At 71.2% G+C, this 20,067-nt stretch carries 21 protein-coding genes; 8 read left to right on the forward strand and 13 right to left on the reverse strand.

Going from position 1 to position 20,067, the window contains the following annotated elements; translation table 11 throughout:
- Nucleotides 1-6: 6 nt before the first annotated feature.
- The 8 genes from flbD to ACXJ1Y_RS17750 all read right to left on the reverse strand — a co-directional run bounded on the left by flbD (nucleotide 7) and on the right by ACXJ1Y_RS17750 (nucleotide 7,611).
- Nucleotides 7-1,368 carry a sigma-54-dependent transcriptional regulator FlbD gene (flbD, locus tag ACXJ1Y_RS17715; protein WP_463847463.1) on the reverse strand — a complete coding sequence of 454 codons (1,362 nt, stop codon included), beginning with the start codon at nucleotides 1,366-1,368 and terminating at the stop codon, nucleotides 7-9.
- 90 nt (nucleotides 1,369-1,458) lie between these two features.
- Complete coding sequence (fliN, locus tag ACXJ1Y_RS17720) at nucleotides 1,459-1,791, reverse strand: flagellar motor switch protein FliN (RefSeq protein ID WP_463847464.1); 333 nt, start codon at nucleotides 1,789-1,791, stop codon at nucleotides 1,459-1,461.
- Nucleotides 1,792-1,803: 12 nt separating this feature from the next.
- The gene (locus ACXJ1Y_RS17725; protein WP_463847465.1) at nucleotides 1,804-2,409 is read right to left on the reverse strand and encodes a FliH/SctL family protein; all 606 of its coding nucleotides are present in this window, start codon (nucleotides 2,407-2,409) and stop codon (nucleotides 1,804-1,806) included.
- Nucleotides 2,406-3,449, reverse strand: a complete 1,044-nt coding sequence (locus ACXJ1Y_RS17730) for a flagellar motor switch protein FliG (RefSeq protein WP_463847466.1) — start codon at nucleotides 3,447-3,449, stop codon at nucleotides 2,406-2,408. The genes ACXJ1Y_RS17725 and ACXJ1Y_RS17730 overlap by 4 nt, the downstream gene beginning before the upstream one ends.
- Before the next feature lie 17 nt (nucleotides 3,450-3,466).
- A complete protein-coding gene (gene fliF, locus ACXJ1Y_RS17735) occupies nucleotides 3,467-5,122 on the reverse strand; it encodes a flagellar basal-body MS-ring/collar protein FliF (RefSeq protein ID WP_463847467.1) in 1,656 nt (551 codons plus the stop codon).
- Nucleotides 5,123-5,326: 204 nt separating this feature from the next.
- Complete coding sequence (gene sciP / locus ACXJ1Y_RS17740) at nucleotides 5,327-5,602, reverse strand: CtrA inhibitor SciP (RefSeq protein WP_238204121.1); 276 nt, start codon at nucleotides 5,600-5,602, stop codon at nucleotides 5,327-5,329.
- A 91-nt stretch (nucleotides 5,603-5,693) separates the two neighbouring features.
- Entirely contained in the window at nucleotides 5,694-6,383 is a 690-nt protein-coding gene (locus ACXJ1Y_RS17745) for a flagellar hook assembly protein FlgD (RefSeq protein ID WP_463847468.1), read from the reverse strand.
- Nucleotides 6,384-6,396: 13 nt separating this feature from the next.
- Nucleotides 6,397-7,611, reverse strand: coding sequence for a flagellar hook-length control protein FliK (locus ACXJ1Y_RS17750; protein ID WP_463847469.1), 1,215 nt, complete (start codon nucleotides 7,609-7,611; stop codon nucleotides 6,397-6,399).
- Between the two features lie 242 nt (nucleotides 7,612-7,853).
- Between ACXJ1Y_RS17750 and mnmA the strand changes: the two genes are divergently transcribed.
- The 4 genes from mnmA to ACXJ1Y_RS17770 all read left to right on the forward strand — a co-directional run bounded on the left by mnmA (nucleotide 7,854) and on the right by ACXJ1Y_RS17770 (nucleotide 12,086).
- A complete protein-coding gene (gene mnmA / locus ACXJ1Y_RS17755; protein ID WP_463847470.1) occupies nucleotides 7,854-9,005 on the forward strand; it encodes a tRNA 2-thiouridine(34) synthase MnmA in 1,152 nt (383 codons plus the stop codon).
- A gap of 62 nt (nucleotides 9,006-9,067) precedes the next feature.
- On the forward strand, nucleotides 9,068-9,721 hold the full coding sequence (locus tag ACXJ1Y_RS17760) for a class I SAM-dependent methyltransferase (protein ID WP_342162362.1): 654 nt from the start codon (nucleotides 9,068-9,070) through the stop codon (nucleotides 9,719-9,721).
- A complete protein-coding gene (locus ACXJ1Y_RS17765) occupies nucleotides 9,718-10,494 on the forward strand; it encodes a TVP38/TMEM64 family protein (RefSeq protein WP_463847471.1) in 777 nt (258 codons plus the stop codon). The genes ACXJ1Y_RS17760 and ACXJ1Y_RS17765 overlap by 4 nt, the downstream gene beginning before the upstream one ends.
- Before the next feature lie 182 nt (nucleotides 10,495-10,676).
- Complete coding sequence (locus tag ACXJ1Y_RS17770) at nucleotides 10,677-12,086, forward strand: sensor histidine kinase (RefSeq protein WP_463847472.1); 1,410 nt, start codon at nucleotides 10,677-10,679, stop codon at nucleotides 12,084-12,086.
- Nucleotides 12,087-12,099: 13 nt separating this feature from the next.
- On the opposite strand, the gene bioB is transcribed toward ACXJ1Y_RS17770, so the two are convergent.
- From bioB to ACXJ1Y_RS17785, 3 genes are read right to left on the reverse strand one after another with little or no spacing between them, the layout of a single operon-like run.
- Nucleotides 12,100-13,098, reverse strand: a complete 999-nt coding sequence (gene bioB, locus ACXJ1Y_RS17775; RefSeq protein WP_463847473.1) for a biotin synthase BioB — start codon at nucleotides 13,096-13,098, stop codon at nucleotides 12,100-12,102.
- A 31-nt stretch (nucleotides 13,099-13,129) separates the two neighbouring features.
- Nucleotides 13,130-14,005, reverse strand: a complete 876-nt coding sequence (locus ACXJ1Y_RS17780; protein WP_463847474.1) for a fumarylacetoacetate hydrolase family protein — start codon at nucleotides 14,003-14,005, stop codon at nucleotides 13,130-13,132.
- Between the two features lie 33 nt (nucleotides 14,006-14,038).
- A complete protein-coding gene (locus tag ACXJ1Y_RS17785) occupies nucleotides 14,039-15,775 on the reverse strand; it encodes a PHA/PHB synthase family protein (RefSeq protein ID WP_463850153.1) in 1,737 nt (578 codons plus the stop codon).
- 256 nt (nucleotides 15,776-16,031) lie between these two features.
- On the opposite strand from ACXJ1Y_RS17785, the gene ACXJ1Y_RS17790 reads away from it, so the two are divergent.
- The 4 genes from ACXJ1Y_RS17790 (at nucleotide 16,032) to ACXJ1Y_RS17805 (ending at nucleotide 18,517) form a co-directional block, all read left to right on the forward strand.
- Nucleotides 16,032-16,412 carry a hypothetical protein gene (locus ACXJ1Y_RS17790; protein ID WP_463847475.1) on the forward strand — a complete coding sequence of 127 codons (381 nt, stop codon included), beginning with the start codon at nucleotides 16,032-16,034 and terminating at the stop codon, nucleotides 16,410-16,412.
- A gap of 100 nt (nucleotides 16,413-16,512) precedes the next feature.
- A complete protein-coding gene (locus tag ACXJ1Y_RS17795; protein ID WP_463847476.1) occupies nucleotides 16,513-17,730 on the forward strand; it encodes an LL-diaminopimelate aminotransferase in 1,218 nt (405 codons plus the stop codon).
- A gap of 146 nt (nucleotides 17,731-17,876) precedes the next feature.
- Nucleotides 17,877-18,089 carry a hypothetical protein gene (locus ACXJ1Y_RS17800; protein ID WP_463847477.1) on the forward strand — a complete coding sequence of 71 codons (213 nt, stop codon included), beginning with the start codon at nucleotides 17,877-17,879 and terminating at the stop codon, nucleotides 18,087-18,089.
- 65 nt (nucleotides 18,090-18,154) lie between these two features.
- Complete coding sequence (locus ACXJ1Y_RS17805; protein WP_463847478.1) at nucleotides 18,155-18,517, forward strand: hypothetical protein; 363 nt, start codon at nucleotides 18,155-18,157, stop codon at nucleotides 18,515-18,517.
- Nucleotides 18,518-18,537: 20 nt separating this feature from the next.
- On the opposite strand, the gene ACXJ1Y_RS17810 is transcribed toward ACXJ1Y_RS17805, so the two are convergent.
- Both ACXJ1Y_RS17810 and mtnA read right to left on the reverse strand, forming a co-directional pair.
- Nucleotides 18,538-18,873, reverse strand: a complete 336-nt coding sequence (locus tag ACXJ1Y_RS17810; RefSeq protein WP_463847479.1) for a DUF3140 domain-containing protein — start codon at nucleotides 18,871-18,873, stop codon at nucleotides 18,538-18,540.
- An 84-nt stretch (nucleotides 18,874-18,957) separates the two neighbouring features.
- Complete coding sequence (mtnA, locus tag ACXJ1Y_RS17815) at nucleotides 18,958-20,055, reverse strand: S-methyl-5-thioribose-1-phosphate isomerase (RefSeq protein WP_463847480.1); 1,098 nt, start codon at nucleotides 20,053-20,055, stop codon at nucleotides 18,958-18,960.
- Nucleotides 20,056-20,067: the final 12 nt, after the last annotated feature.

Below are 20,067 nucleotides of genomic sequence, written 5' to 3' on the forward strand. Positions count from 1 at the left end.
CGGCCCTCAGCCGATCGCCGCGCTCGCCCGCGCCTGGCCGGGTTCGGCCACGTCGAGGCCCGAGGCCACGTACTCGTTGAGCTTGTTGCGCAGGGTGCGGATCGAGATCCCGAGGATCTTGGCCGCATGGGTACGGTTGCCGAGGCAATGGTCCAGGGTGTCGAGGATCAGGTCGCACTCGACCTGCGCCACGGTGCGCCCCACGAGGCCCCGCGTCACCGCCTCGGCCGCCTGGGCGGCCCGGGCCGCCGGTCCCTCCGGCGTCAGGGTGTCGCCCTCAGGGGTGAGCAGCGCCTCGGGCCCGATCTCCGGGCCGGTGGCCAGGAGCACCGCCCGGTGCAGCGTGTTCTCCAATTCGCGCACGTTGCCGCGCCACGGGTTCTTCAGCATCAGCGATTGCGCCTGCATCGAGAGCGGGCGCATCGGCAGGCCGTTCGACTCGGCGTAGCGCCGGGCGAAATGCGCGGCGAGTTCGAGGATGTCGCCGGGCCGCTCGCGCAGAGGCGGCAGGCGCAGGGAGACGACGTTCAGCCGGTAGAGCAGGTCTTCCCGGAACGTACCCTTGCGGACCTCCTCCGCGAGGTTGCGGTTCGAGGTGGCGAGCACCCGGATGTCGACCTTGACCGACGCGGTGCCGCCGACCCGGTCGATCACCCGCTCCTGCAGCGCCCGCAGCAGCTTGGCCTGCAGCCGCACGTCCATCTCGGAGATCTCGTCGAGGAGCAGGGTGCCGCCATGGGCCTCCTCGAACCGGCCGATGCGCCGGGCGATGGCCCCGGTGAAGGCGCCCTTCTCGTGGCCGAACAATTCCGATTCGAGCAGGGCTTCGGGAATCGCGGCGCAGTTCACCGAGACGAAGGGCTTGGCCGCCCGGTTCGACTTGGCGTGCAGGTAACGGGCGAGCACCTCCTTGCCGGTGCCGCTCTCGCCGGTGATCAGCACGGAGGCCTCCGCGCGGGCGACCTGCTCGGCCAGCCGCACCACCCGTTCCATCGCCCCGTCGCGCCACACGAACGGGCTGCGGTCGGCGGCCACCGCCTCCAGCACCGCCGCGATCATTTCGGGGTCCGGCGGCAGGGGGATGTATTCCCGCGCCCCCGCCCGGATCGCCGCCACCGCCGCGTTGGCATCCGCCGAGACGCCGCAGGCGACGACCGGCGTGCGGATGCGCTCGGCCTCCAGCGCGCCGATCAGCCCGGCGATGGGCTGGCCGACATCGACCATCACGAGGTCCGCGCCCTTGGCCCGCAGGACGTTGAGGCCCTGAGGCACGCCGTCGGCCTGCGTCACGGACGCGCCGCGCGACATGGCGATCTTCGAGGCGGTGATGAGCTCGCCGTTGAGCCGGCCGATCATCAGGAGCCGCATGGGCCTGTTCCTTCTACCAACGGTTCGAGGGGGTCATGCGGGGCGCTGCCCCGCACCCGCCGAAGGGCTCGGCCCTTCGGGATCCCCATGTCATTCGCCCTTGACGATCTCGGTCATCGTCACGCCGAGCCGGTCCTCGACGAGGACCACCTCGCCGCGGGCGACCAGGCGGTTGTTCACGTAGACGTCGATGGCTTCGCCGACCTTGCGGTCGAGTTCGAGCACCGTGCCGGGGCCGAGGCGCAGCAGGTCGCCGATGGGCATCCGCGCGGCGCCGAGCACCGCCGAGACCATCACCGGCACGTCGAACAATTGTTCGAGGTCGGCGGCGGTCTTCGGCGTGGTCGGCGCGTCGCGGATCGATTCCGGGGCGAAATCGCCGTCGTTGTCGCCGAGCTGGGGCAGGCTGAAATCGTCGGACATGCGTCCTCCGCGTCAGGAGAAGGAGGGGAGGCCGAGGGCCTCCGCGACGGCGGCCTCGATGCGGGCGCGCTCGCGCACGACGCCGCCATCGGCCCATTCGATCCGGGCATCGCCCGGCAGGGTCTCGGGGTCGCCCAGCACCACGAGGCGCCCCTCGAAGCCGCGCTCGCGGGCGAGGCGCTTCACCAGGGTCTCGGCCTCGTCCACGAGGCTGTCATGGACCCGCACCACGAGGTGGGGCACCCCGCGCAGGTGCTGCAGGGCGGTGCGGGCCGCCTCGCCGATGCCGATCAGCGGCTGCGCGTCGAGGGCGTCCCCCGCCACCTTGCGGGCGATGAGCATGGCGAGTTCCACGGCCTGCGCCTCGCGCTCGGCCTCCCGCGCGTCCGCGGAGGCCAGGAGCCCGGCGGCCGAGAGGGCGAGCCGGGTCATCGCGTCGGCGAGGCGGGCCTGCGCCTGCCCCTCGGCCTGGAGGCGGCCTTCCTGCACCCCGCGCGCGAAGCCCGATTGCTCGGCCTGCACGGCCTCCTCGGCGGCGCGCATGGCCTCGGCGCTCGGCCGGGGCCGGCGGAAGTCGGTGTCGAACAGGAAGGGCGTCGTCTGGCGCGCGGGGCTCAATAGACCAACTCCTCCTCGGCGCTGTTCTTGGCGATCATGATCTCGCCCTTCTCGGCGAGGTCCTTGGCCGTCTCGGTCATCTTGGCCTGGGCCTCATCGACCTCCTTGAGGCGCACGGGGCCCAGCGCCTGCATCTCGTCCGTCAGGTTCTTGGCGGCGCGGGTCGACATCTGCGCCAGGAAGAAGGCCCGCGTCCGCTCGTTGGCGCCCTTCAGGGCGCGGCACAGGGTGTCGTTGTCGATCTTGCGCAGCAGGGTCTGCACGCTGCCCGGATCGAGCTTCAGCAGATCCTCGAAGGTGAACATCAACTCGCGGATGCGCTTGGCCGAGCCGCGATTCGCCTGGTCGAGGGCGGCGAGGAAGCGGCCCTCGGTCTGCCGGTCGAAGGCGTTGAACACGTCCGCCATCATCTCGTGGGCGTCGCGCCGCTGGGTCTGAGCGATGGTCGAGACGAACTCGACGCGCAACGTCTCCTCGATGTGGCGCAGGGCCTCCTTCTGCACCGTCTCCATGCGCAACATGCGGTTGAGCACGTCGATGGCGAAATCCTCGGGCAGGATGGTGAGCACCTTGGCGGCGTAATCCGCCCGCACCCGCGAGAGCACCACCGCGACGGTCTGCGGGTATTCGTTGCGCAGGAACGAGGCCAGGATCTCGGGATCGACCTGGGCGATGGACGCCCAGACCCGCTTGCCCGAGGCGCCCTTGATCTCCGCCATGATCAGGGAGACCTGCTCGGACGGGAAGATCTTGAGCAGCAGCGCCTCGGTGCGCTCGAAGTTCGAGGAGATGCCGCCGCTGTTGCCGAGCTTCGTGACGAACTCGATGATCAGCTTCTCGACGGTGTGCACCTCAAGGGCGCCGAGCTGCACCATCGCGGCGCTGACCTTCTTGATCTCCTCCTCCTCGAGGGCCTGCCAGATCGGCGCGCCCTCCTCGTCGCCGAGCATCAGCAGCAGCGCGGCCGCACGCTGGGGGCCGTCGAGCTGCACCAATTCTACGCCGCCAGCCCTCTCGGAATTGCCGATACCCGCCGCCATCGCTCGACCTCAGCTCCTCAATCCTCGTGGATCCACGAGCGCAGCACCTCGACCGTCTCGGCCGGGCTTGCGCGCACCATGTCGACCACGCGTTGCACCGTTTCGGCCTGCACCTGGCCGTTGATCTTGGCGAATTCCATCAGCCGGGCGGTGGGGTTGTCGCGCTCCACCATCGTCACCGCGCCACCGCCGCCGGTCCCGGTGGTCACGGTGATCGTCGCGCCGGGGGGCAGGCCCTCGATCAGCCCGCCGGCCGCGGCGGCCGCCACCTCGGCGGGGGGCGCCAGCACCTGCCGCACCAGCGGGCGCACCACCGTCATCAGCACGATCAAGGTCAGGATCGCGAGCACGCCGAGTTCGCCCAGGCGCATCACGTCCTCGCGGGAGGGCGAGAGCAGCGACTGGATCAGGGACGGGTCCTCGAATTGCGGGGTCCCGGCGGGGCCTTCCGCGAAGCGCAGGTTCACCACCTCGATCTGGTCGCCGCGCGCCTTGTCGAAGCCGACCGCGCTGCGCACCAGGGCGGCGATGCGCTCGATCTCGGCGGGCTGGCGCGGGCTGTAGGCGGCCTTGCCGTCCGGCCCGACGGCGTAGACGCCGTCCACCACCACCGCCACCGAGAGCCGCTTGAGCCGGCCGCCCTCGGCCACCTCCGTCTTGGTGACGCGGGAGATCTCGTAGTTCGTCGTTTCCTCGTTCTTGTTGGTGGCGTCTTTCTGGGAGGCGGGCTTGTCGCCGCCGTTGGCGCCCGGCAACTCGTTGCCGACGGAGGTCGTCCCGCCCTCGGGGCCGCCGGTCAGGGAGGATTCCGTCCGCGTCTGGGAGGAGCGCACCACCCGGCTCTCCGGGTCGAAGGTCTCGGAGCGGCTCTCGATCCGGTTGAGGTCGAGTTCGGCGTTCACCTGCACCCGCGCCCGGCCGGGGCCGACGATGCCGGCCACCACGTCCTCGATCTGCGAGCGCAGGCGCTTCTCCAGGACGAGCTGCCGGTCCTCCATGGCCGCCGCGCCCTCTTGGTCGGCGCCGCGCGCGCCGTCGGCGAGCAGCCGGCCGCGCTCGTCCACGATGGAAACCCGGTCGGGCCGCAGCCCCTCGACCGCCGAGGCGACGAGGTGGCGCACCGCCCGCACCTGCCCCGGATCGAGGTCGCCCATCAGCTTGAGCACGATCGCCGCCGAGGGCGTCTCGCGGTCGCGCTCGAACAGGCGCCGCTCCGGCAGGACGAGGTGGACGCGGGCCGCCTGGACCCGGCCGATGGCGCGGATCGAGCGGGCGAGCTCCCCTTCGAGCGCCCGCAGGTGGTTCACGTTCTGCACGAAGTTCGTGGACGAGAACGCGTCGCCCTTGTCGAAGATCTCGTAGCCGACGCCGGCCTGGGTCGGCAGGCCCTTGCCGGCGAGGTCCATGCGCAGGCGCGGCAGGTCGGCGCGCGGGGCCAGGATGGTCTGTCCGGTGTCGCCCTTGGTCTCGTAGCGGATGCCGCGGGCGTCGAGGTCGCGGATCACGGCGGCCGAATCCTGCATCGACAGGTCGGAGAACAGCACGCCCATGTCGGGGCGCGACACGCGCAGGATGATGAACGCGAAGAAGCCGATGAGCGTCAGCGTCACGGCCGCCATCGCGGCGAGCCGGGCCGGGCCGAGCTTCGTAACGAGATCGAGGATCGGCTTCACGGATGGGACGCTCGGGACGCGGGCGGGCCCGGATCGGGACCACTCGGCAGAAATTGCCCGGCTTGTGGTTAGCGACCCGTTAAGATCCGTGCGGGATGTCCGGACGTGCGAAAGCCGCGCCGGGTCTGATCCGGGCGCGGCTCGCGGCCGAGGCGAAGGCGGGGGTGGACGGCTGCCGGGACCGGCTGGCACGTCCCGCCGCCATCAGTGCCGGTAGTGCTGGATGCGCGTGGTGCGCAGGCCAGCGAGGCCGTGCTGGTCGATGGAGAACTGCCAGCTGAGGAATTCCTCGGTGGTCAGCGTGTAACGCTTGCAGGCCTCCTCCAGGCTGAGGAGACCGCCGCGCACGGCGGCCACGACCTCCGCCTTCCGGCGGATCACCCAACGCCGGGTGGTCGGCGGAGGCAGGTCCGCGATGGTCAGGGGACTGCCGTCGGGCCCGATCACGTACTTCACTCTCGGGCGGTGGGGTTCGGTCATGATACGCTCTACACTCGACTAACCCGTCGAGAGATGAAGCTACTTGCGCCCACCTAAGAGATGGTGAAGCGGATCGCTTGGATGTGATTCGTTACGAGCCGCTTGTGGACAACCCGATCAACTGGACGCTGGACAGGGGAACCTTCTGCGATCCCACCAGCAGCATCGGCGTGGTGCCGCTGAGATCGACTTCCGTCACCGTGCCGGTCACGCTCGTATCCACGGCGACGTTGGCGCCGGTGGTGTCCTGCGCCGCGACCTTGATGGAATAGGTGCCGTCCGGCGCCGTGAGGCCCGCCGAGGTCTTGCCGTTCCACGTGAAGGCCTGGCTGCCGGCGGTGAGGGCGGTGGTCTGCGTGGCGACCACGTTCCCCTTGGCATCGCTGATGGTGATGGCGGCCTTCGGCGCCGCGCGGGCGGGGTCGAGGGTCCAGGTGGCCGTGCCGTCCTGCAGCTGGGCCGAGGTGCCGTCCGTGGTGACGGTCTTGCCGATATAACTCGTGGCCGTGGCCGTGCTCGCCGTCTTCGAGGCGGTGAGGATGCTGTCGAGCCGGTCGTTCGTCTTCAATTGCTGCTCGACGCCCGCGAACTGCACCAGCTGCTGCGTGAACTGGTTGGTGTCCATCGGGTCGAGGGGGTTCTGGTTCTTGAGCTGCGTGGTGAGCAGGGTCAGGAACTGGGAGAAGTTGTTGGCGATGCCGGTGGCGTCGCTCGTGCTGCTCGACGAGCTCGACGTGGACGTGGAACTGCTGCTGACGAGACTGGAGATGCCGGAGGTCATGGGGGTCGTCTCCTCAGATTCGGATGTCGAGGCCGCCGTAGCCGCGCAGGATGCGCAGGGGCACGGCCTCGGTGGGCGTGTCGGATCGGTCGGCCGACCAGGGGCTGGCCTGACGGCTGTCGCCGCCCGGCTGGCCGTTGGACTGCCCGCCCGCGTTGCCGCCGTTGCCGCGCAGGGAGACGTTCACCCCGCCCGCGCTGGGGTCGAGCCCCGCCTGGGTCAGGGCCTGCTGCAACTGGCCGGCGTCGCGCTGGAGCAGGGCGAGGGTGTCGGGCCGGTCCACGACGAGGTGGGTCGCCACGGTGCCCTTGGCCTTGTCGATCTCGAGCTTCACGTCGATCCGCCCGAGCTCGACGGGATCGAGGCGGATCTGGAACTCGCTGGAGCCGGCGAGCGAGCGCAGGCCGATGGTCATCGGCACCTGCCCGAGGGGCACGGGGGCCTGCGTCGGCGCGGGCGCCTGGGCGGGCTGCGTCGCCGCCGCCGGAGTGCTGGACGCGGCCTGCGTGACGCCCTGGGTCGCGGCGGCGGCCTGCGGCGCGGTCGTGGCGGGCGCGTCGGCCTGGGCCGCGCCGGTCTCGCCGAGGAGGGCGAGGAAATCCTTGGCGTCGGCGCCCTTGCCGTCCGTGGGGGCGGCGGTCTCGCCGGTCCCGGAGGCATCGACGGCGCCGGGCACGGACGCGGCGGCGCTCGCCACGGCGGCGGCCTCTCCCGTGGCCGTCGCGGCGGCCTGGGCCTCGGCGACCGGGGACGGCGCCGCCGGGTTCGGCTGGATCTGGATCAGCACCGGATTCGGGGTGGGCGTCGCCGCCGCAGCTTCCTCCTTGGCCACGCCGTCCGCGGCGGCGGCGGCCTTCGCCGGCTTGGCCGCGTTCTCCGGGGTCGCCTCGGCCTCGGCCGCCTTGCCGTCGCCCGCGTCCTGCTTGGCCGGGGCCTTGTCGCGGAGGGGCTTGCCGTCGTCGGAACGGGCCGCGCGGGGCGAATCGTCGGCGGACGAACGGGCCTTTTTCGTCTCGCGGGTGTCGGCGGACGTGTCGTCCCGGCGCGCGGCGGTGCGGTCCTGGCTCCGCGTGTCCTCCGCCTTGCGCGGGGTCGCGGCCTCCGGCTTGGCGAGCATGGCGTCGAACCGCGACGGCTGTGAATCGGCCGCGCGCCACGCCGGCTCGGCCCTCTGGCCTTGCGCGCGCCAGGCCTTGGTCTCCACCCGATCCGTCCCGCCCAATGCCATGCACCTGACTCCTCCCTGCCGAGTGAGCAAGGGCCGAGCCACGGCCGGAAATCGGTTAAGCCTTTGAAAAATCACGGGAAGGCCGGGCGGTCCCCCCGGCGTCGGAGCGCCTGCGACGGCGGAAGCTGCCGTCCGGCCGGCAGGATCTGCCGGGTGGCGGTTTTCACCGGGGCCCGCAACCGCTATAGACGGGGCCGGCGGACCGGCAGCCTCGGGCGCAAGGCCGCCTGACGCGGCCCGAGATGAACACCCTCGACCTTCCGAACCCACCCCACGAGACGCGCGTCGTCGTCGCCATGTCAGGCGGCGTGGATTCGAGCGTCGTCGCCGGCCTGCTCAAGCGGCAGGGGTTCGATGTGGTGGGCGTCACCCTGCAGCTCTACGACCACGGTGCGGCGACCCATCGCCGGGGCGCCTGCTGCGCGGGGCAGGACATCAACGACGCCCGCGCGGCGGCCGACCATCTCGGCATTCCCCATTACGTCCTCGATTACGAGGACCGCTTCCGCGACGCGGTGATCGACAAGTTCGCCGAGAGCTACCTCGCGGGCGAGACGCCGATCCCCTGCGTTGAGTGCAACCGCACGGTGAAGTTCCGCGACCTCCTCGGGCTGGCCAAGGAACTCGGCGCCGACGCGCTGGCCACCGGCCATTACGTGGCGAGCCGGCCCCTGCCGGGCGGCGGGCGGGCGCTGCACCGGGCGATGGACCCGGCCCGCGACCAGAGTTACTTCCTCTACGCGACGACGGCCGAGCAGCTCGCGTTCCTGCGCTTCCCGCTGGGGGAGATGGGCAAGGACGAGACGCGGGCGCTGGCCCGCGACCTCGGGCTCGCCATCTCCGAGAAGCCCGACAGCCAGGACATCTGCTTCGTCCCGCAGGGCCGCTACAGCGACGTGATCGCCCGCCTGCGCCCGGACGCCGCCCGCCCCGGCGAGATCGTGGACCTGTCCGGCCGGTCTCTCGGGCGGCACGAGGGCATCCTGCATTACACGGTCGGCCAGCGCCGGGGCCTCGGCCTCTCGGGGCGCGAGCCGCTCTACGTCGTGCGGCTGGAGGCGGAGACCGCCCGCGTGGTCGTCGGCCCCCGCGCGGCGCTCGCCACCAGCCGAATCCGCCTCACCGAGCTGAACTGGCTGGGCGACGGCGCCCGCGAGGCGGTGCGCGACCTCCCCGTGGCGGTGCGGGTGCGCTCCACCCGTCCGCCCCGGCCGGCGCTCCTCACCCTCGACGACGGGGGGGCGGAGATCGTCCTGGCGGAAGCGGAGGACGGCGTCTCCCCCGGTCAGGCCTGCGTCATCTACGACGACGACGATTCCCGCGCGCGGGTGCTCGGCGGCGGCACCATTCGCCGCGTCGATGCGTTCTCGGCCAAGCCGCTGGAAGCGGCCTGATCGTGCGCCATTTGCCCCCCGTGGCGGCCTAGCTTCTTCCAACCCAGGACCATCCGACAGTCATGTTGAGCGAGCCGCAGGTGGCCGGGCCGAGCACGGCCCTGATGCGCAAGGCCTATGCCCGCTGGGCGCCCGTCTACGACGTGGTCTACGACAAGCTCACCGAGCCCGCCGCGCGGGCGGCGGTGGAGGCGGCCTCCCTCCACGGGCCGCGCATCCTGGAAGCGGGCGTCGGCACCGGGCTGGCCCTGGGCTACTACCCGAAGGGCAGCTTCGTCTGCGGCGTCGACCTCTCCGAGGACATGCTGAAGCGCGCCCGGGGCAAGGTGCATCGCAAAGGCCTGTCGCATGTGCGCGGCCTTCAGGTGATGGACGTGTGCCACCTCGGCTATGCCGATGCGAGCTTCGACGCGGTGGTGGCGCAGTTCCTCATCACCCTCGTGCCGGACCCGGAGGCGGCGCTCTCCGAATTCCTGCGGGTGGTGAAGCCGGGCGGCGGCATCGTGCTCGCCAACCATTTCGGCCAGGATTCCGGGCCGCTCGCCAAGGTCGAGGAGGTGGTGGCGCCCCTCTGCACGAAGATCGGCTGGTCGTCGGACTTCAAGGCCGCGCGGATCGAGGCCTGGGCCCGGCGCAACGGCGTCGAGGTGCTGGGCCTGAAGCCGACCTTCCCCGGCGGCTTCTTCAAGATCCTGCGGATGCGCAAGGCCGGGTGAGCGCGCAGGCGCCCCCGGAGAGCCGCTGGCGGCCAGTGCGCCGCTGGCTGCCCCTCATCCTCCTCATCGGCCTTTCCGTGGCGGTGCTCGTCTCCGGCGCGGCGCATCTCCTCAGCCTCGACAGGCTGCTCGCCTCCCGCGCTTGGCTGAAGGGCTTCGTGGCGGAGGGCTACGGGCGGGCCATGGTCGTGGCCTTCCTCGTCTATCTCGGCGCGGTCATCGTCTCCGTGCCGGCGACCCTGTTCCTCACCATGGTCTGCGGCTTCCTGTTCGGCATCGTGCCGGGGGCCTTGCTCGCCGTCTGCGCCGCGACGACCGGGGGCTCCCTCGTCTTCTCCATCGGGCGCGGCCCCGGCCGGGACCTGCTGCAGCGCTTCGGTGGACCGCGCCTCGACCGTTTCGCGGCGGCCTTCCGGCGGGACGCCTTCGGCTACATCGCCACCTTCCGGGTGCTGCCGCTCTTTCCGTTCTGGGTCACGAACCTCGCGCCGGCCGCCTGCGGCGTGCGGCTGCGGACCTTCGTCGCCGCGACCTTCCTCGGTCTCCTGCCCGGCGCCCTCGTCTACGCGACCACCGGCGCGGGGATCGAGGACGTGGTCGCCGCCCACGAGACGGCGCGGGCCGCCTGCCTCGCGGACGGCGGCACCGGCTGCGACGACGCCATCGCCCTGTCCGCCCTCGTCACGCCCAAGATGGTCGCGGGTCTCGGCTCCCTGGGCGTCTTCGGCCTCGTGACCCTCGTCCTCGGCCGGCGGATGCGCCGCCGGGCCTGAGGCGCGGCATCGTTGCAGAGGTATTCATACGCAGCGGGTGATCCTGCCCTCGACGCTGGGGCGGGCCGAAGCTATCGACGGTGGGCTGCTCCATCGTCCCGCCGTCCGACGGCGGTGGAAGCGGGGGGGTGTGAGTTCGCGTGAAAGCGGAAACCGACAGCATTGTCGGACCGGCTCCGGAGGTGTCGGCCGCCCCGGTGGCCGGTGTCGACCTGCGCCCGCGCAGGCTCGGCCTGTCCGGGCGGCTGTTCCTCGTCACCGTCGCCTTCGTGGTGGTGGCGGAGATCCTGACCTTCGTCCCCGCCGTCGCCAATTACCGGATCGAGTGGATGGACGACCGGCTGGCCGCCGCGCAGGTGGCGGCCCTGGTCCTCGATGGCCGCACGGCGGAGCCCGTCTCGGAGGATCTGGAGAGCCGGCTGCTCCAGGGCGTCAACGCACGGGCCATCGTCGTGCGCGGCAGCGGGGCGCAGCGCCTCCTCGCCATCGAGCCGATCCCCGAGCGGGTCGCGGACACGGTCGATCTCGGGCAGGTCACGACCTGGAGCGCCCTGCGCGGGGCGTGGCGCACCCTGGTCTCGCCGGTCACGGAGCCGATCCGCGTCCTCGGCGAGGGCAAGCCCGGCTTCGGCCGGGTGGAGATCCTCCTCGACGAGGCGCCCCTGCGCACGGCGATGATCGACTATGCCCTCCGGCTCGCAGTCTCCTCGCTCATCATCGCGGCGGTGGCGGCGGGGCTGGTCTTCGTGACGCTGCAGGTGCTGATCGTGCGCCCGGTGCGCCGGCTCGCCACCAACATCACCGCCTTCGCCGACGCGCCGGAGGATGCCGCGCGGATCATCACACCCTCCGACCGCGCCGACGAGATCGGGCAGGCTGAGGCGGCCCTGGCGAAGATGCAGCGCGGCCTCGCGGACCAGTTGCGCCAGAAGCGGCGCCTCGCGGAACTCGGGCTCGCCGTCAGCAAGATCAGCCACGAGTTGCGCAACCTCCTCACGGGGGCGCAACTCCTCGGCGACCGCCTCGAATCCGCCGCCGACCCCTCGGTGCAGCGCATCGCGCCGCGCCTCGTCGGCACCCTGGCGCGGGCGATTCGCTTCTGCGAGGGCACCCTCGCCTATGGCAGGGCCATCGAGCCGGAACCGCGCCTCGCGCCGACGCCGCTCGCCCCGCTGCTGGCCGACCTGCCGGACATCGCCGCCCTCGCTGCGCAAACGGTCGCGGTGAAGGTCGATGGGGGCGGGCTCTCGGTCCTGGCCGATTCCGAGCAGGTGTCGCGGGCGCTCGCCAACCTCGTGCGCAACGCCGTGCAGGCCCTCGACGGGGCGGCCGTGGCGGGGGCGACGGTGCGGGTGACGGCGGCCGCCGGGCCGGAGGAGAAGGTGACGATCCTCGTCTCGGACAACGGGCCGGGCCTGCCGCAGCGGGCGCGGGAGAACCTGTTCGCGCCGTTCCAGGGCTCGGTGAAGGCCGGCGGCACCGGCCTCGGCCTACCCATCGCCGCCGAACTCATCGAGATGAACGGCGGCCGCCTCTGCCTCGACGAGACGTCGAACGGCACCCGCTTCCGGATCGTGCTGCCGGCGGCGTGAGGGAGGCGGCGGATCACTCCGCCGCGGCGCGGGTCTCCACCGGCACGCGGATGCCGAGGTCGGCGAGCAGGGCGACGTCCGCGTCCTCGTCGGCATTGGCCGTCGTCAGCAGGCGCTCGCCGTAGAAGATCGAGTTGGCGCCAGCCAGGAAGCACAGGGTCTGCGCCTCGCGGGTCAGGCTCTTGCGGCCGGCGCTCAGGCGCACCCGGGCGCGGGGCATCACGATGCGGGCGGTGGCGCACATCCGCACGAGGTCGAACGGGTCGATGGCCGGCTGCGCGGCCAGCGGCGTGCCCGGCACGGCCACGAGGGCGTTGATCGGCACGCTCTCCGGGTGGGGCGCGTGATTCGCCAGGACCTGCAGCATCGCGGCCCGGTCGGTCGTCTCCTCGCCCATGCCGACGATGCCGCCGCAGCACACGCCGATCCCCGCCGCGCGGACGTTCTCCAGGGTGCGGAGCCGGTCGTCGTAGGTGCGGGTGGAGATGATGTCGCCGTAGAAATCCGGCCCGGTATCGAGGTTGTGGTTGTAGGCGGTGAGCCCGGCCTCGGCGAGGCGACCGGCCTGCGAGGGCGAGAGCATCCCCAGCGTCACACAGGCTTCCATGCCCATGGCGCGCACGCCGCGCACCATGGTGAGCACCGCGTCGAATTCCGGCCCGTCCTTCGGCTGGCGCCACGCCGCGCCCATGCAGAAGCGGTGGGCGCCGGCGGCCTTGGCGGCGGCGGCCTCGGCCAGCACGGCCTCCGGCTTCATCAGCCGCTCGCGCTCCACCCCGGCCTCCTTGTGGTGGGCCGATTGCGGGCAATAGGCGCAATCCTCGGGGCAGCCCCCGGTCTTGATCGAGAGCAGAGACGCCCGCTGGATGTCCGCCGGGTCGTTGTAGCGGCGATGGATCGTCGCCGCCCGGAACACGAGGTCCATCAGCGGGGCATCGTGGATCGCGCGGATGTCCTCCACGGTCCAATCGTGGCGGATGTCGTCCCGGAGGGTCACGGCAGGCTCGCTCATGCCGTTTCTTGCCGGGCTCGGCCGGGAAAAATCAAGCCCCCGCGGCGGCCTTCGCGGTCCAGGCGTCGAAGGCCACGACCTTCTGGCGCTGCTCGCCGAGCTTGGCGATGCGCAGCACCATCTCGTCGCCCTCCTTCAGGTAGGTCGGCGGGTCCATGCCGAGCCCGACGCCGGGGGGCGTGCCGGTGGTGATGACGTCGCCCGGTTCCAGCAGCATGAAATGCGAGCAATAGGCGACGATCTGCGGCACATCGAAGATCATCGTCGCCGTCGAGCCGGTCTGGCGGCGCGTGCCGTTCACGTCGAGGCTCATGGCGAGGCCCTTGAGGTCGCCGACCTCGTCGAGGGTCACGAGCCAGGGGCCGAGCGGCCCGAAAGTCGGGGCGCTCTTGCCCTTGGTCCAGGTCGGGCCCCGGTTCATCTGCCAGTCCCGCTCGGAGACGTCGTTGCAGATGCAGGCGCCGGCCACGTAGTCCAGCGCTTCGTTGGCGTGGACGTAGCTCGCCGGGCGGCCGATCACCACCGCCAGCTCCACCTCCCAATCGGTGCAGGAGGAGCCCTTGGGCAGGATCACCGTGTCGTTGGGCCCGCACAGGCTCGACGGGGCCTTGTTGAACACGATCGGCTCGGAGGGGATCGGCGCACCGGTCTCGGCGGCGTGGTCGGCGTAGTTCAGGCCGATGGCCACCACGTTGCGGGTGCCGCCGACGCAGGGGCCGAGGCGCGTGCCCGGCGGCAGGAGCGGCAGGCGCTCGGCGTCGATCAGCTTCAACCGCGCGAGGGATTCGGGCGAGAGCGCCGGGCCGGCGATGTCCCTCACCATGCCCGAGAGATCGCGAAGGCCCCCCTTCGCATCCACGAGACCGGGTTTCTCGTCTCCGGGCGCGCCGTGGCGGATCAGCTTCATCCTGCGACCTTTCCGTGTGCGGCGTCCGGCCCGTCAGGACCGGACGCGGACATAGGTGCCCGGCGCCGGGCCGAGGGAGGGCAGGGCGCCCCCGCCGGGGCTGCGGGCGGGCACCCGCTCGGGGGCCTGCGCCTCCATCCAGCGCAGCCAGTAGGGCCACCACGAGCCGGGCGTCTCGGCGGCCTTCTCCAGCCATTCCTCGAACTGGCCCTTCACCGGACCGCCGGTCCAGAACCCGTATTTCGGCTTGGCCGGCGGGTTGACCACCCCCGCGATGTGGCCCGACCCCGCCAGGACGTAATCGACGGTGCCGCCGAAGCGCTTCGAGCCCTTGAACACCGACAGGGCGGGGGCGATGTGGTCCTCGCGGGTGGCGAGGTTGAAGACCGGAATCTTCACCTGCTTCAGGTCGAGGCGCACGTTGCTGAGCACCATCCGGCCCTTGGCGAGGTTGTTCTCCAGGTAGCAGTTGCGCAGGTAGAAGGAATGGTTCGCCGCCGGCATCCGGGTGGCGTCCGAATTCCAGTAGAGCAGGTCGAAGGCCGAGGGGGCCTTGCCCTTGATGTAGTTGTTGACGACGTAGGGCCAGATCAGGTCGTTCGGCCGCAGCATGTTGAAGGCGTTGGCCATGCGCGCGCCCTCCAGATAGCCGCGCTCCCCCATGGTCTTTTCGACTTGGCGGATCTGCTCCTCGTCCGCGAAGACCTTCAGGTCGCCGGCATGGGTGAAGTCGACCTGCGTGGTCAGCAGCGTCGCGCTGGTGATGCGCTTGCGGCCGGTGGCGGCCTGCATGGCGAGCGTCACCGCGAGCAGCGTGCCGCCGACGCAATAGCCCGCCGCCGCCACCTCTCTCTCGCCCGTCGCGGCGCCGACCGCGTCGATGGCGGCCTCGATCCCCTCGTTCATGTAGGACTCGAAGTCCTTCTCGGCGTGCCGCTCGTCGGGGTTCACCCACGAGATGCAGAACACCGTCAGGCCCTGGTCCACCATCCACTTGATGAAGCTCTTCTGGGGGTTCAGGTCGAGGATGTAGAACTTGTTGATCCACGGCGGCACGATCAGGAGCGGGCGCTTGAACACCGTCTCCGTGGAGGGGGCGTACTGGATCAGCTCGATCAGGTCGTTGCGGAACACGACCTCGCCGGGCGTCACCGCCATGTTGCGGCCGACCTCGAACCCGGACGGGTCGGTCTGGCGCACGCGCAGCGCCCCGTTCCCGGCCTGCATGTCCTCCTCGTACATCTTGAGGCCGCGCACGAGGTTGGCGCCGTTCTCCGCGATGGTGTGGCGGATCAGTTCCGGGTTGGTCGCCAGGAAGTTCGAGGGCGAGAGCATGCTCGTCACCTGCCGCAGGTAGAACTGCGCCTTGTGCCGGGTGTGCTCGTCGATGCCCTCGGCATCCTCCACCAGATCCTCCGCCCAGCGGGTGGCGATCAGGTAGCCCTGCTTGATGAAGTCGAAATACGGGTTCTCCGACCAGTCGGGATGCGCGAACCGGGTGTCGCGCGGCTCCGGCGCGGCCACGGGCGGCGCCTGCTGGCCCTGCAGCTTCTGGTAGGTCGAGCCCCAGAGGGTCAGGAAGTCCTGCGACAGGCGCGTCTGCGCCTCGACGGTGCGGTTCGGGTCCGACAGCCAAGATTCCGCGACCTTGCCGAGGGTGCGCACCATCTCGCCGACCTCGGCGGAGGGGCCGCCCGGCGTCTCGGGCTTCAGGTAGCGGGCGGCGCTGCGGCCCAGCGCCTCGACCAGTTGGCCGGCATTGCGCGACATCGCCTCGAAATCGGGCAGGGCGGGAGAGGCCTCCGGGGCTGCCGGAGTGGGCGCGGCTTTCTCCGCCGCCTGCCTGTGCTGCGGGCTCGTCACGGCTTGCCTCCCTGGATCATCGCGGCCCGCCTGTGCCGGCGAGCCTCGTTTCCGACACATTAAGGAGCGAGCCGGACGTTTCGCCACCCCGGCGCGGGTTTCCCCGCGACAACCGACCCATGTTCTCATCGCGCAACCGCTAACCGGCGCGGGAGGATCCTTGATGACGCCCGCCCTGCGACGCTGCGTTGCCCTCGCCTTCCTCGTCACGCCCCTAGGCGCCTGCTCGGGCGACACGGTGCGCACCCTCGCGGCCGATGCCGGCTACGGGCCTCGCAAGGTCGATGCCCCGGACTTCGTGACGAACACCCGCCCGAAGGACACGCCGGATTTCATGGCGGTAGGGGTCGATGCCCCCAAGCGGACGGCACGCGCCAAGAGCGCCGAGAGCCAGAAGGCCCTCGAATCGGAGCTGGAGAACGCCCGCGGCCGCAACGTGGCGCGGGGCCGGGCGGCCGAGAGCGCGGCCAAGGGCGTCGCCAAGGGCATCGCGCCCCCGACCGATCCGGCGGCCCCGAAACCCGCCACGCCCCCGCCGCAGTGACCGATTTTTAAGGGTCGGCGGGCGAGGCCGGCTCTGCTATACGCAGCGGTTCGCGCCCCACAGGGACCTGAACGACACGGGCGCGCCCATGGAAACGCCGATGACCGACTTTCACCGCATCAAGCGACTCCCGCCCTACGTGTTCGAGCAGGTGAACCGGATCAAGGCGGCCGCCCGAGCTAACGGCGCCGACATCATCGATCTCGGCATGGGCAACCCGGACCTCGATGCGCCCCGGCACGTCATCGCCAAGCTGTGCGAGACCGCGGGCCGCCCGCGCACCGACCGCTATTCCGCCTCCAAGGGCATCGCCGGCCTGCGCCGCGCCCAGGCCGGCTATTACGCGCGCCGCTTCGGCGTGAAGCTGAACCCCGACACCCAGGTGGTGGCGACGCTCGGCTCGAAGGAAGGCTTCGCCAACATGGCCCAAGCGATCACCGCCCCGGGCGACGTGGTGCTGGTGCCGAATCCGAGCTACCCGATCCACGCCTTCGGCTTCCTCATGGCCGGCGGCGTGATCCGCTCCGTGCCGGCCGAGCCGACCCCGGCCATGTTCCCGGCGCTCGAACGGGCGATGCAGCACTCGATCCCGAAGCCGGTGGCGTTGGTCGTCTGCTATCCCTCGAACCCGACCGCCTATGTCGCCGGGCTCGATTTCTACCGGGACCTCGTGGCCTTCGCGAAGAAGCACGAGCTGATCCTGCTCTCCGACCTCGCCTATGCCGAGGTCTATTTCGACGGCGAGCCGCCGCCCTCGGTGCTGCAGGTGCCGGGCGCGATGGATTGCACCGTGGAGTTCACCTCCCTGTCGAAGACCTATTCCATGGCCGGCTGGCGCATGGGCTTCGCGGTGGGCAACGAGCGGCTGCTCGCGGCGCTGACGCGGGTGAAGTCCTACCTCGATTACGGCGCCTTCACGCCGATCCAGGTGGCGGCCACCGCCGCCCTGAACGGGCCGGACGATTGCATCCACGAGATGCGCACCATCTACAAGAAGCGCCGCGAGGCCCTGGTCGATTCCTTCGGGAAGGCCGGCTGGAAGATCCCGGCCCCGGCCGCCTCCATGTTCGCCTGGGTGCCGATCCCGGAGCGCTACCGCTCCATGGGCAGCCTCGAATTCTCGAAGCTGCTGCTGGAGAAGTCCGACGTGGCGGTGGCCCCCGGCATCGGCTTCGGCGAGCACGGCGACGATTACGTCCGCATCGCCATGGTCGAGAACGAGCAGCGCATCCGGCAGGCGGCGCGCAACCTGCGCCGGTTCTTCGACGCCGCCGACAAGTCCCTGCACAACGTCGTGCCGATGGCGCAGGCCGTCTGACGGGGCTCCCGCCCCGCTATCGCATGTTGCCGCCGGGCGACACGGCTCGCCAAAGGGTCGTGCAGCCCGGCGGCGGCGCTTGTCAGGCGCCGTCCGGCTGCGCAGGGTCGGCATGGGGGTGTCCCGTCCCGCGTCCCGAGAGCCGCATGCGCCGTCTGTCCACCATCGCCGCCCTGCTGCTCGCCGCCGCCGCCTCGGCCTGCGCGCCCAACCCGATCATCGCGCGCGATCCCGTGCCGGCCCCCGGCCCGACGGATACCTATGCCTGCGATTCGCGCCCGATGCCGCTGAACGCCTTCCGCTCGAATTGCCGCCCGGTGCCGGCGGCGCCGCCGGTGGTTCTCCAGTCGCGCGGCTGAGCCCGCGTTTGTCGGGGCCGGCGGATCTGCTACGGTCCCCGCCCAAGCCAGTGACGGAGCATCGCGTGAGTTCCTCGACCCTGCGCCGTGCGGTGAAAGCCGCTGCCTTCCTCGCTCCGGCCCTCTGCGCCGGGAGCGCCTGGGCCCAGGAAATCCCCGTGCCCGTGCGCCCGCAGGGCTTCGTGTTCACCGCGCCGGATGCGCCGAGCGTCCTCGACGGCACGATCCTCGGCCCGGTCGCCCCGGCGACCCGGCCCGACCTCGCCCAGCCCGCCGTGCCGGTGGCGCAGGTGATGAACGGCGGCGGCTTCGGCCTCACCGGCTTCGACTATTACAACGACCAGTATTCCGAGGGGCGCCTCGGCCAGCGCAAGCGGCCCAAGGAATACGTGATCGCCCCGTCCTGGATCGTGCCGCCGGCCTACTGAGCGCGGGCGCCGGGGCCGCCTTAATCCTTCTGCGGATCGTGGCCCCAGTTCATCAGGGACAGGCGCCACGCGGAATCCGGATCCTTGCGCGCCTCGCCGCCCTGCTTGAGATGGCGGTGGACGTAGCCGACCACCTTCTTCATCGCGGCGTAATCGTCGTCGGTCAGGTCGGCCTTCTTCTTGTCCTTGATCTCAAGGATGCGCCGGCCCATCGCGTGGCCGGTGGATTCACCGCCGCCCTTCTTCTGGCCGACGTCCTTGCTGTCCTCGCTGTCGAGGTGCTTGCGCAGGGCCGCCGGGGTCATGTTGACCGCGTCCTTGAACTCGTCCCAGGTCGCCGCGTGATCGTCCGACATTAGCCTGCCCTGTCCGCTGGAGAATGAAATCCAGCGGGCAACGCCCGACGCCCGGAGCGGTCCCTGCGATGCGCCGCCGCAGGCTCAGGCGGCCTTGCGGCGCTCCGGGTAGAGGCCGAGCAGCCCCTCCGCGCTTGCCTCGCAGACGCCGCGCTCGGTGATGATACCGGTCACGAGCCGGTTCGGCGTCACGTCGAAGGCCGGGTTGGCGACGGGGCTGCCGGGCGAGACCACCTGCACCGTGGCGAAGCCGCCGTCCTCCGTGCGCCCGGTGAGATGCGTGACCTCGCGGGCGTCGCGCTCCTCGATCGGGATCTCGGCGACGCCGTCGCGCAGCGTCCAGTCGATCGTGGAGAAGGGCAGGGCGGCATAGAAGGGCACGTTCGTGTCCCGCGCCGCCAGGGCCTTCAGGTAGGTGCCGATCTTGTTGCACACGTCGCCCTCGGCGGTGGTGCGGTCGGATCCGACGATGCAGAGATCGACCTTGCCGTGCTGCATCAGGTGCCCGCCGGCATTGTCGGCGATCACCGTATGCGGCACCCCGTGGCCGTGAAGCTCGAAGGCGGTGAGCGCCGCGCCCTGGTTGCGGGGGCGCGTCTCGTCCACCAGCACATGCACCGGAATGCCCCGGTCATGGGCGTCGTAGATCGGCGCCAGGGCGGTGCCCCAATCGACGGTGGCGAGCCAGCCCGCGTTGCAATGGGTCAGCACGGTGATCGGCCGGCCCTTGGCTTTATGCAGATCCTCGATCAGCCGGCCGCCATGGGCGCCGATGGCGCGGCAGCTCGCCACATCCTCCTCGGCGATCCGCCCGGCCTCGGCGAAGGCGCGGGCGAAGCGCTCGTGCGGCTCGATCTGGCGCAGGTTGGCGGACACCCGGTCCAGCGCCCAGCGCAGGTTGATGGCGGTGGGGCGGGTGGCGGCGAGGGTGGCGCAGGCCCGCTCGATTCCCTCCAGCGAAGGATCCTCGCGCAGGGCGAGCGCCAGCCCGTAGGCGGCGGTGACGCCGATGAGCGGCGCCCCGCGCACGATCATGGTGCGGATCGCCACCGCCGCGTCGTCCAGGGTGGCGAGGCGCTTTAGCTCGAAGGCGAAGGGCAGGCGCGTCTGGTCGATCACCTGGACGCCGAGGCCGTCCGGGTCGGCGAAGATGGTGCGATAGGGGCGGCCGTCGATCTTCATGCGGGGCATGTG

The sequence above is a fragment of the Methylobacterium sp. TK26 genome, assembly GCF_055361565.1.

What these genes read in the sequence shown, in the direction of transcription:
- flbD (WP_463847463.1), bottom strand. Translation starts at nt 1,368, where the DNA reads ATGCGGCTCCTGATGATCGGCCGGCTCAACGGCGAGCTCATCACCGCC.
- fliN (WP_463847464.1), bottom strand. Translation starts at nt 1,791, where the DNA reads ATGTCCGACGATTTCAGCCTGCCCCAGCTCGGCGACAACGACGGCGAT.
- ACXJ1Y_RS17730 (WP_463847466.1), bottom strand. Translation starts at nt 3,449, where the DNA reads ATGGCGGCGGGTATCGGCAATTCCGAGAGGGCTGGCGGCGTAGAATTG.
- sciP (WP_238204121.1), bottom strand. Translation starts at nt 5,602, where the DNA reads ATGACCGAACCCCACCGCCCGAGAGTGAAGTACGTGATCGGGCCCGAC.
- ACXJ1Y_RS17745 (WP_463847468.1), bottom strand. Translation starts at nt 6,383, where the DNA reads ATGACCTCCGGCATCTCCAGTCTCGTCAGCAGCAGTTCCACGTCCACG.
- ACXJ1Y_RS17750 (WP_463847469.1), bottom strand. Translation starts at nt 7,611, where the DNA reads ATGGCATTGGGCGGGACGGATCGGGTGGAGACCAAGGCCTGGCGCGCG.
- mnmA (WP_463847470.1), top strand. Translation starts at nt 7,854, where the DNA reads ATGAACACCCTCGACCTTCCGAACCCACCCCACGAGACGCGCGTCGTC.
- ACXJ1Y_RS17760 (WP_342162362.1), top strand. Translation starts at nt 9,068, where the DNA reads ATGTTGAGCGAGCCGCAGGTGGCCGGGCCGAGCACGGCCCTGATGCGC.
- bioB (WP_463847473.1), bottom strand. Translation starts at nt 13,098, where the DNA reads ATGAGCGAGCCTGCCGTGACCCTCCGGGACGACATCCGCCACGATTGG.
- ACXJ1Y_RS17780 (WP_463847474.1), bottom strand. Translation starts at nt 14,005, where the DNA reads ATGAAGCTGATCCGCCACGGCGCGCCCGGAGACGAGAAACCCGGTCTC.
- ACXJ1Y_RS17785 (WP_463850153.1), bottom strand. Translation starts at nt 15,775, where the DNA reads ATGTCGCGCAATGCCGGCCAACTGGTCGAGGCGCTGGGCCGCAGCGCC.
- ACXJ1Y_RS17790 (WP_463847475.1), top strand. Translation starts at nt 16,032, where the DNA reads ATGACGCCCGCCCTGCGACGCTGCGTTGCCCTCGCCTTCCTCGTCACG.
- ACXJ1Y_RS17795 (WP_463847476.1), top strand. Translation starts at nt 16,513, where the DNA reads ATGACCGACTTTCACCGCATCAAGCGACTCCCGCCCTACGTGTTCGAG.
- ACXJ1Y_RS17800 (WP_463847477.1), top strand. Translation starts at nt 17,877, where the DNA reads ATGCGCCGTCTGTCCACCATCGCCGCCCTGCTGCTCGCCGCCGCCGCC.
- ACXJ1Y_RS17810 (WP_463847479.1), bottom strand. Translation starts at nt 18,873, where the DNA reads ATGTCGGACGATCACGCGGCGACCTGGGACGAGTTCAAGGACGCGGTC.
- mtnA (WP_463847480.1), bottom strand. Translation starts at nt 20,055, where the DNA reads ATGAAGATCGACGGCCGCCCCTATCGCACCATCTTCGCCGACCCGGAC.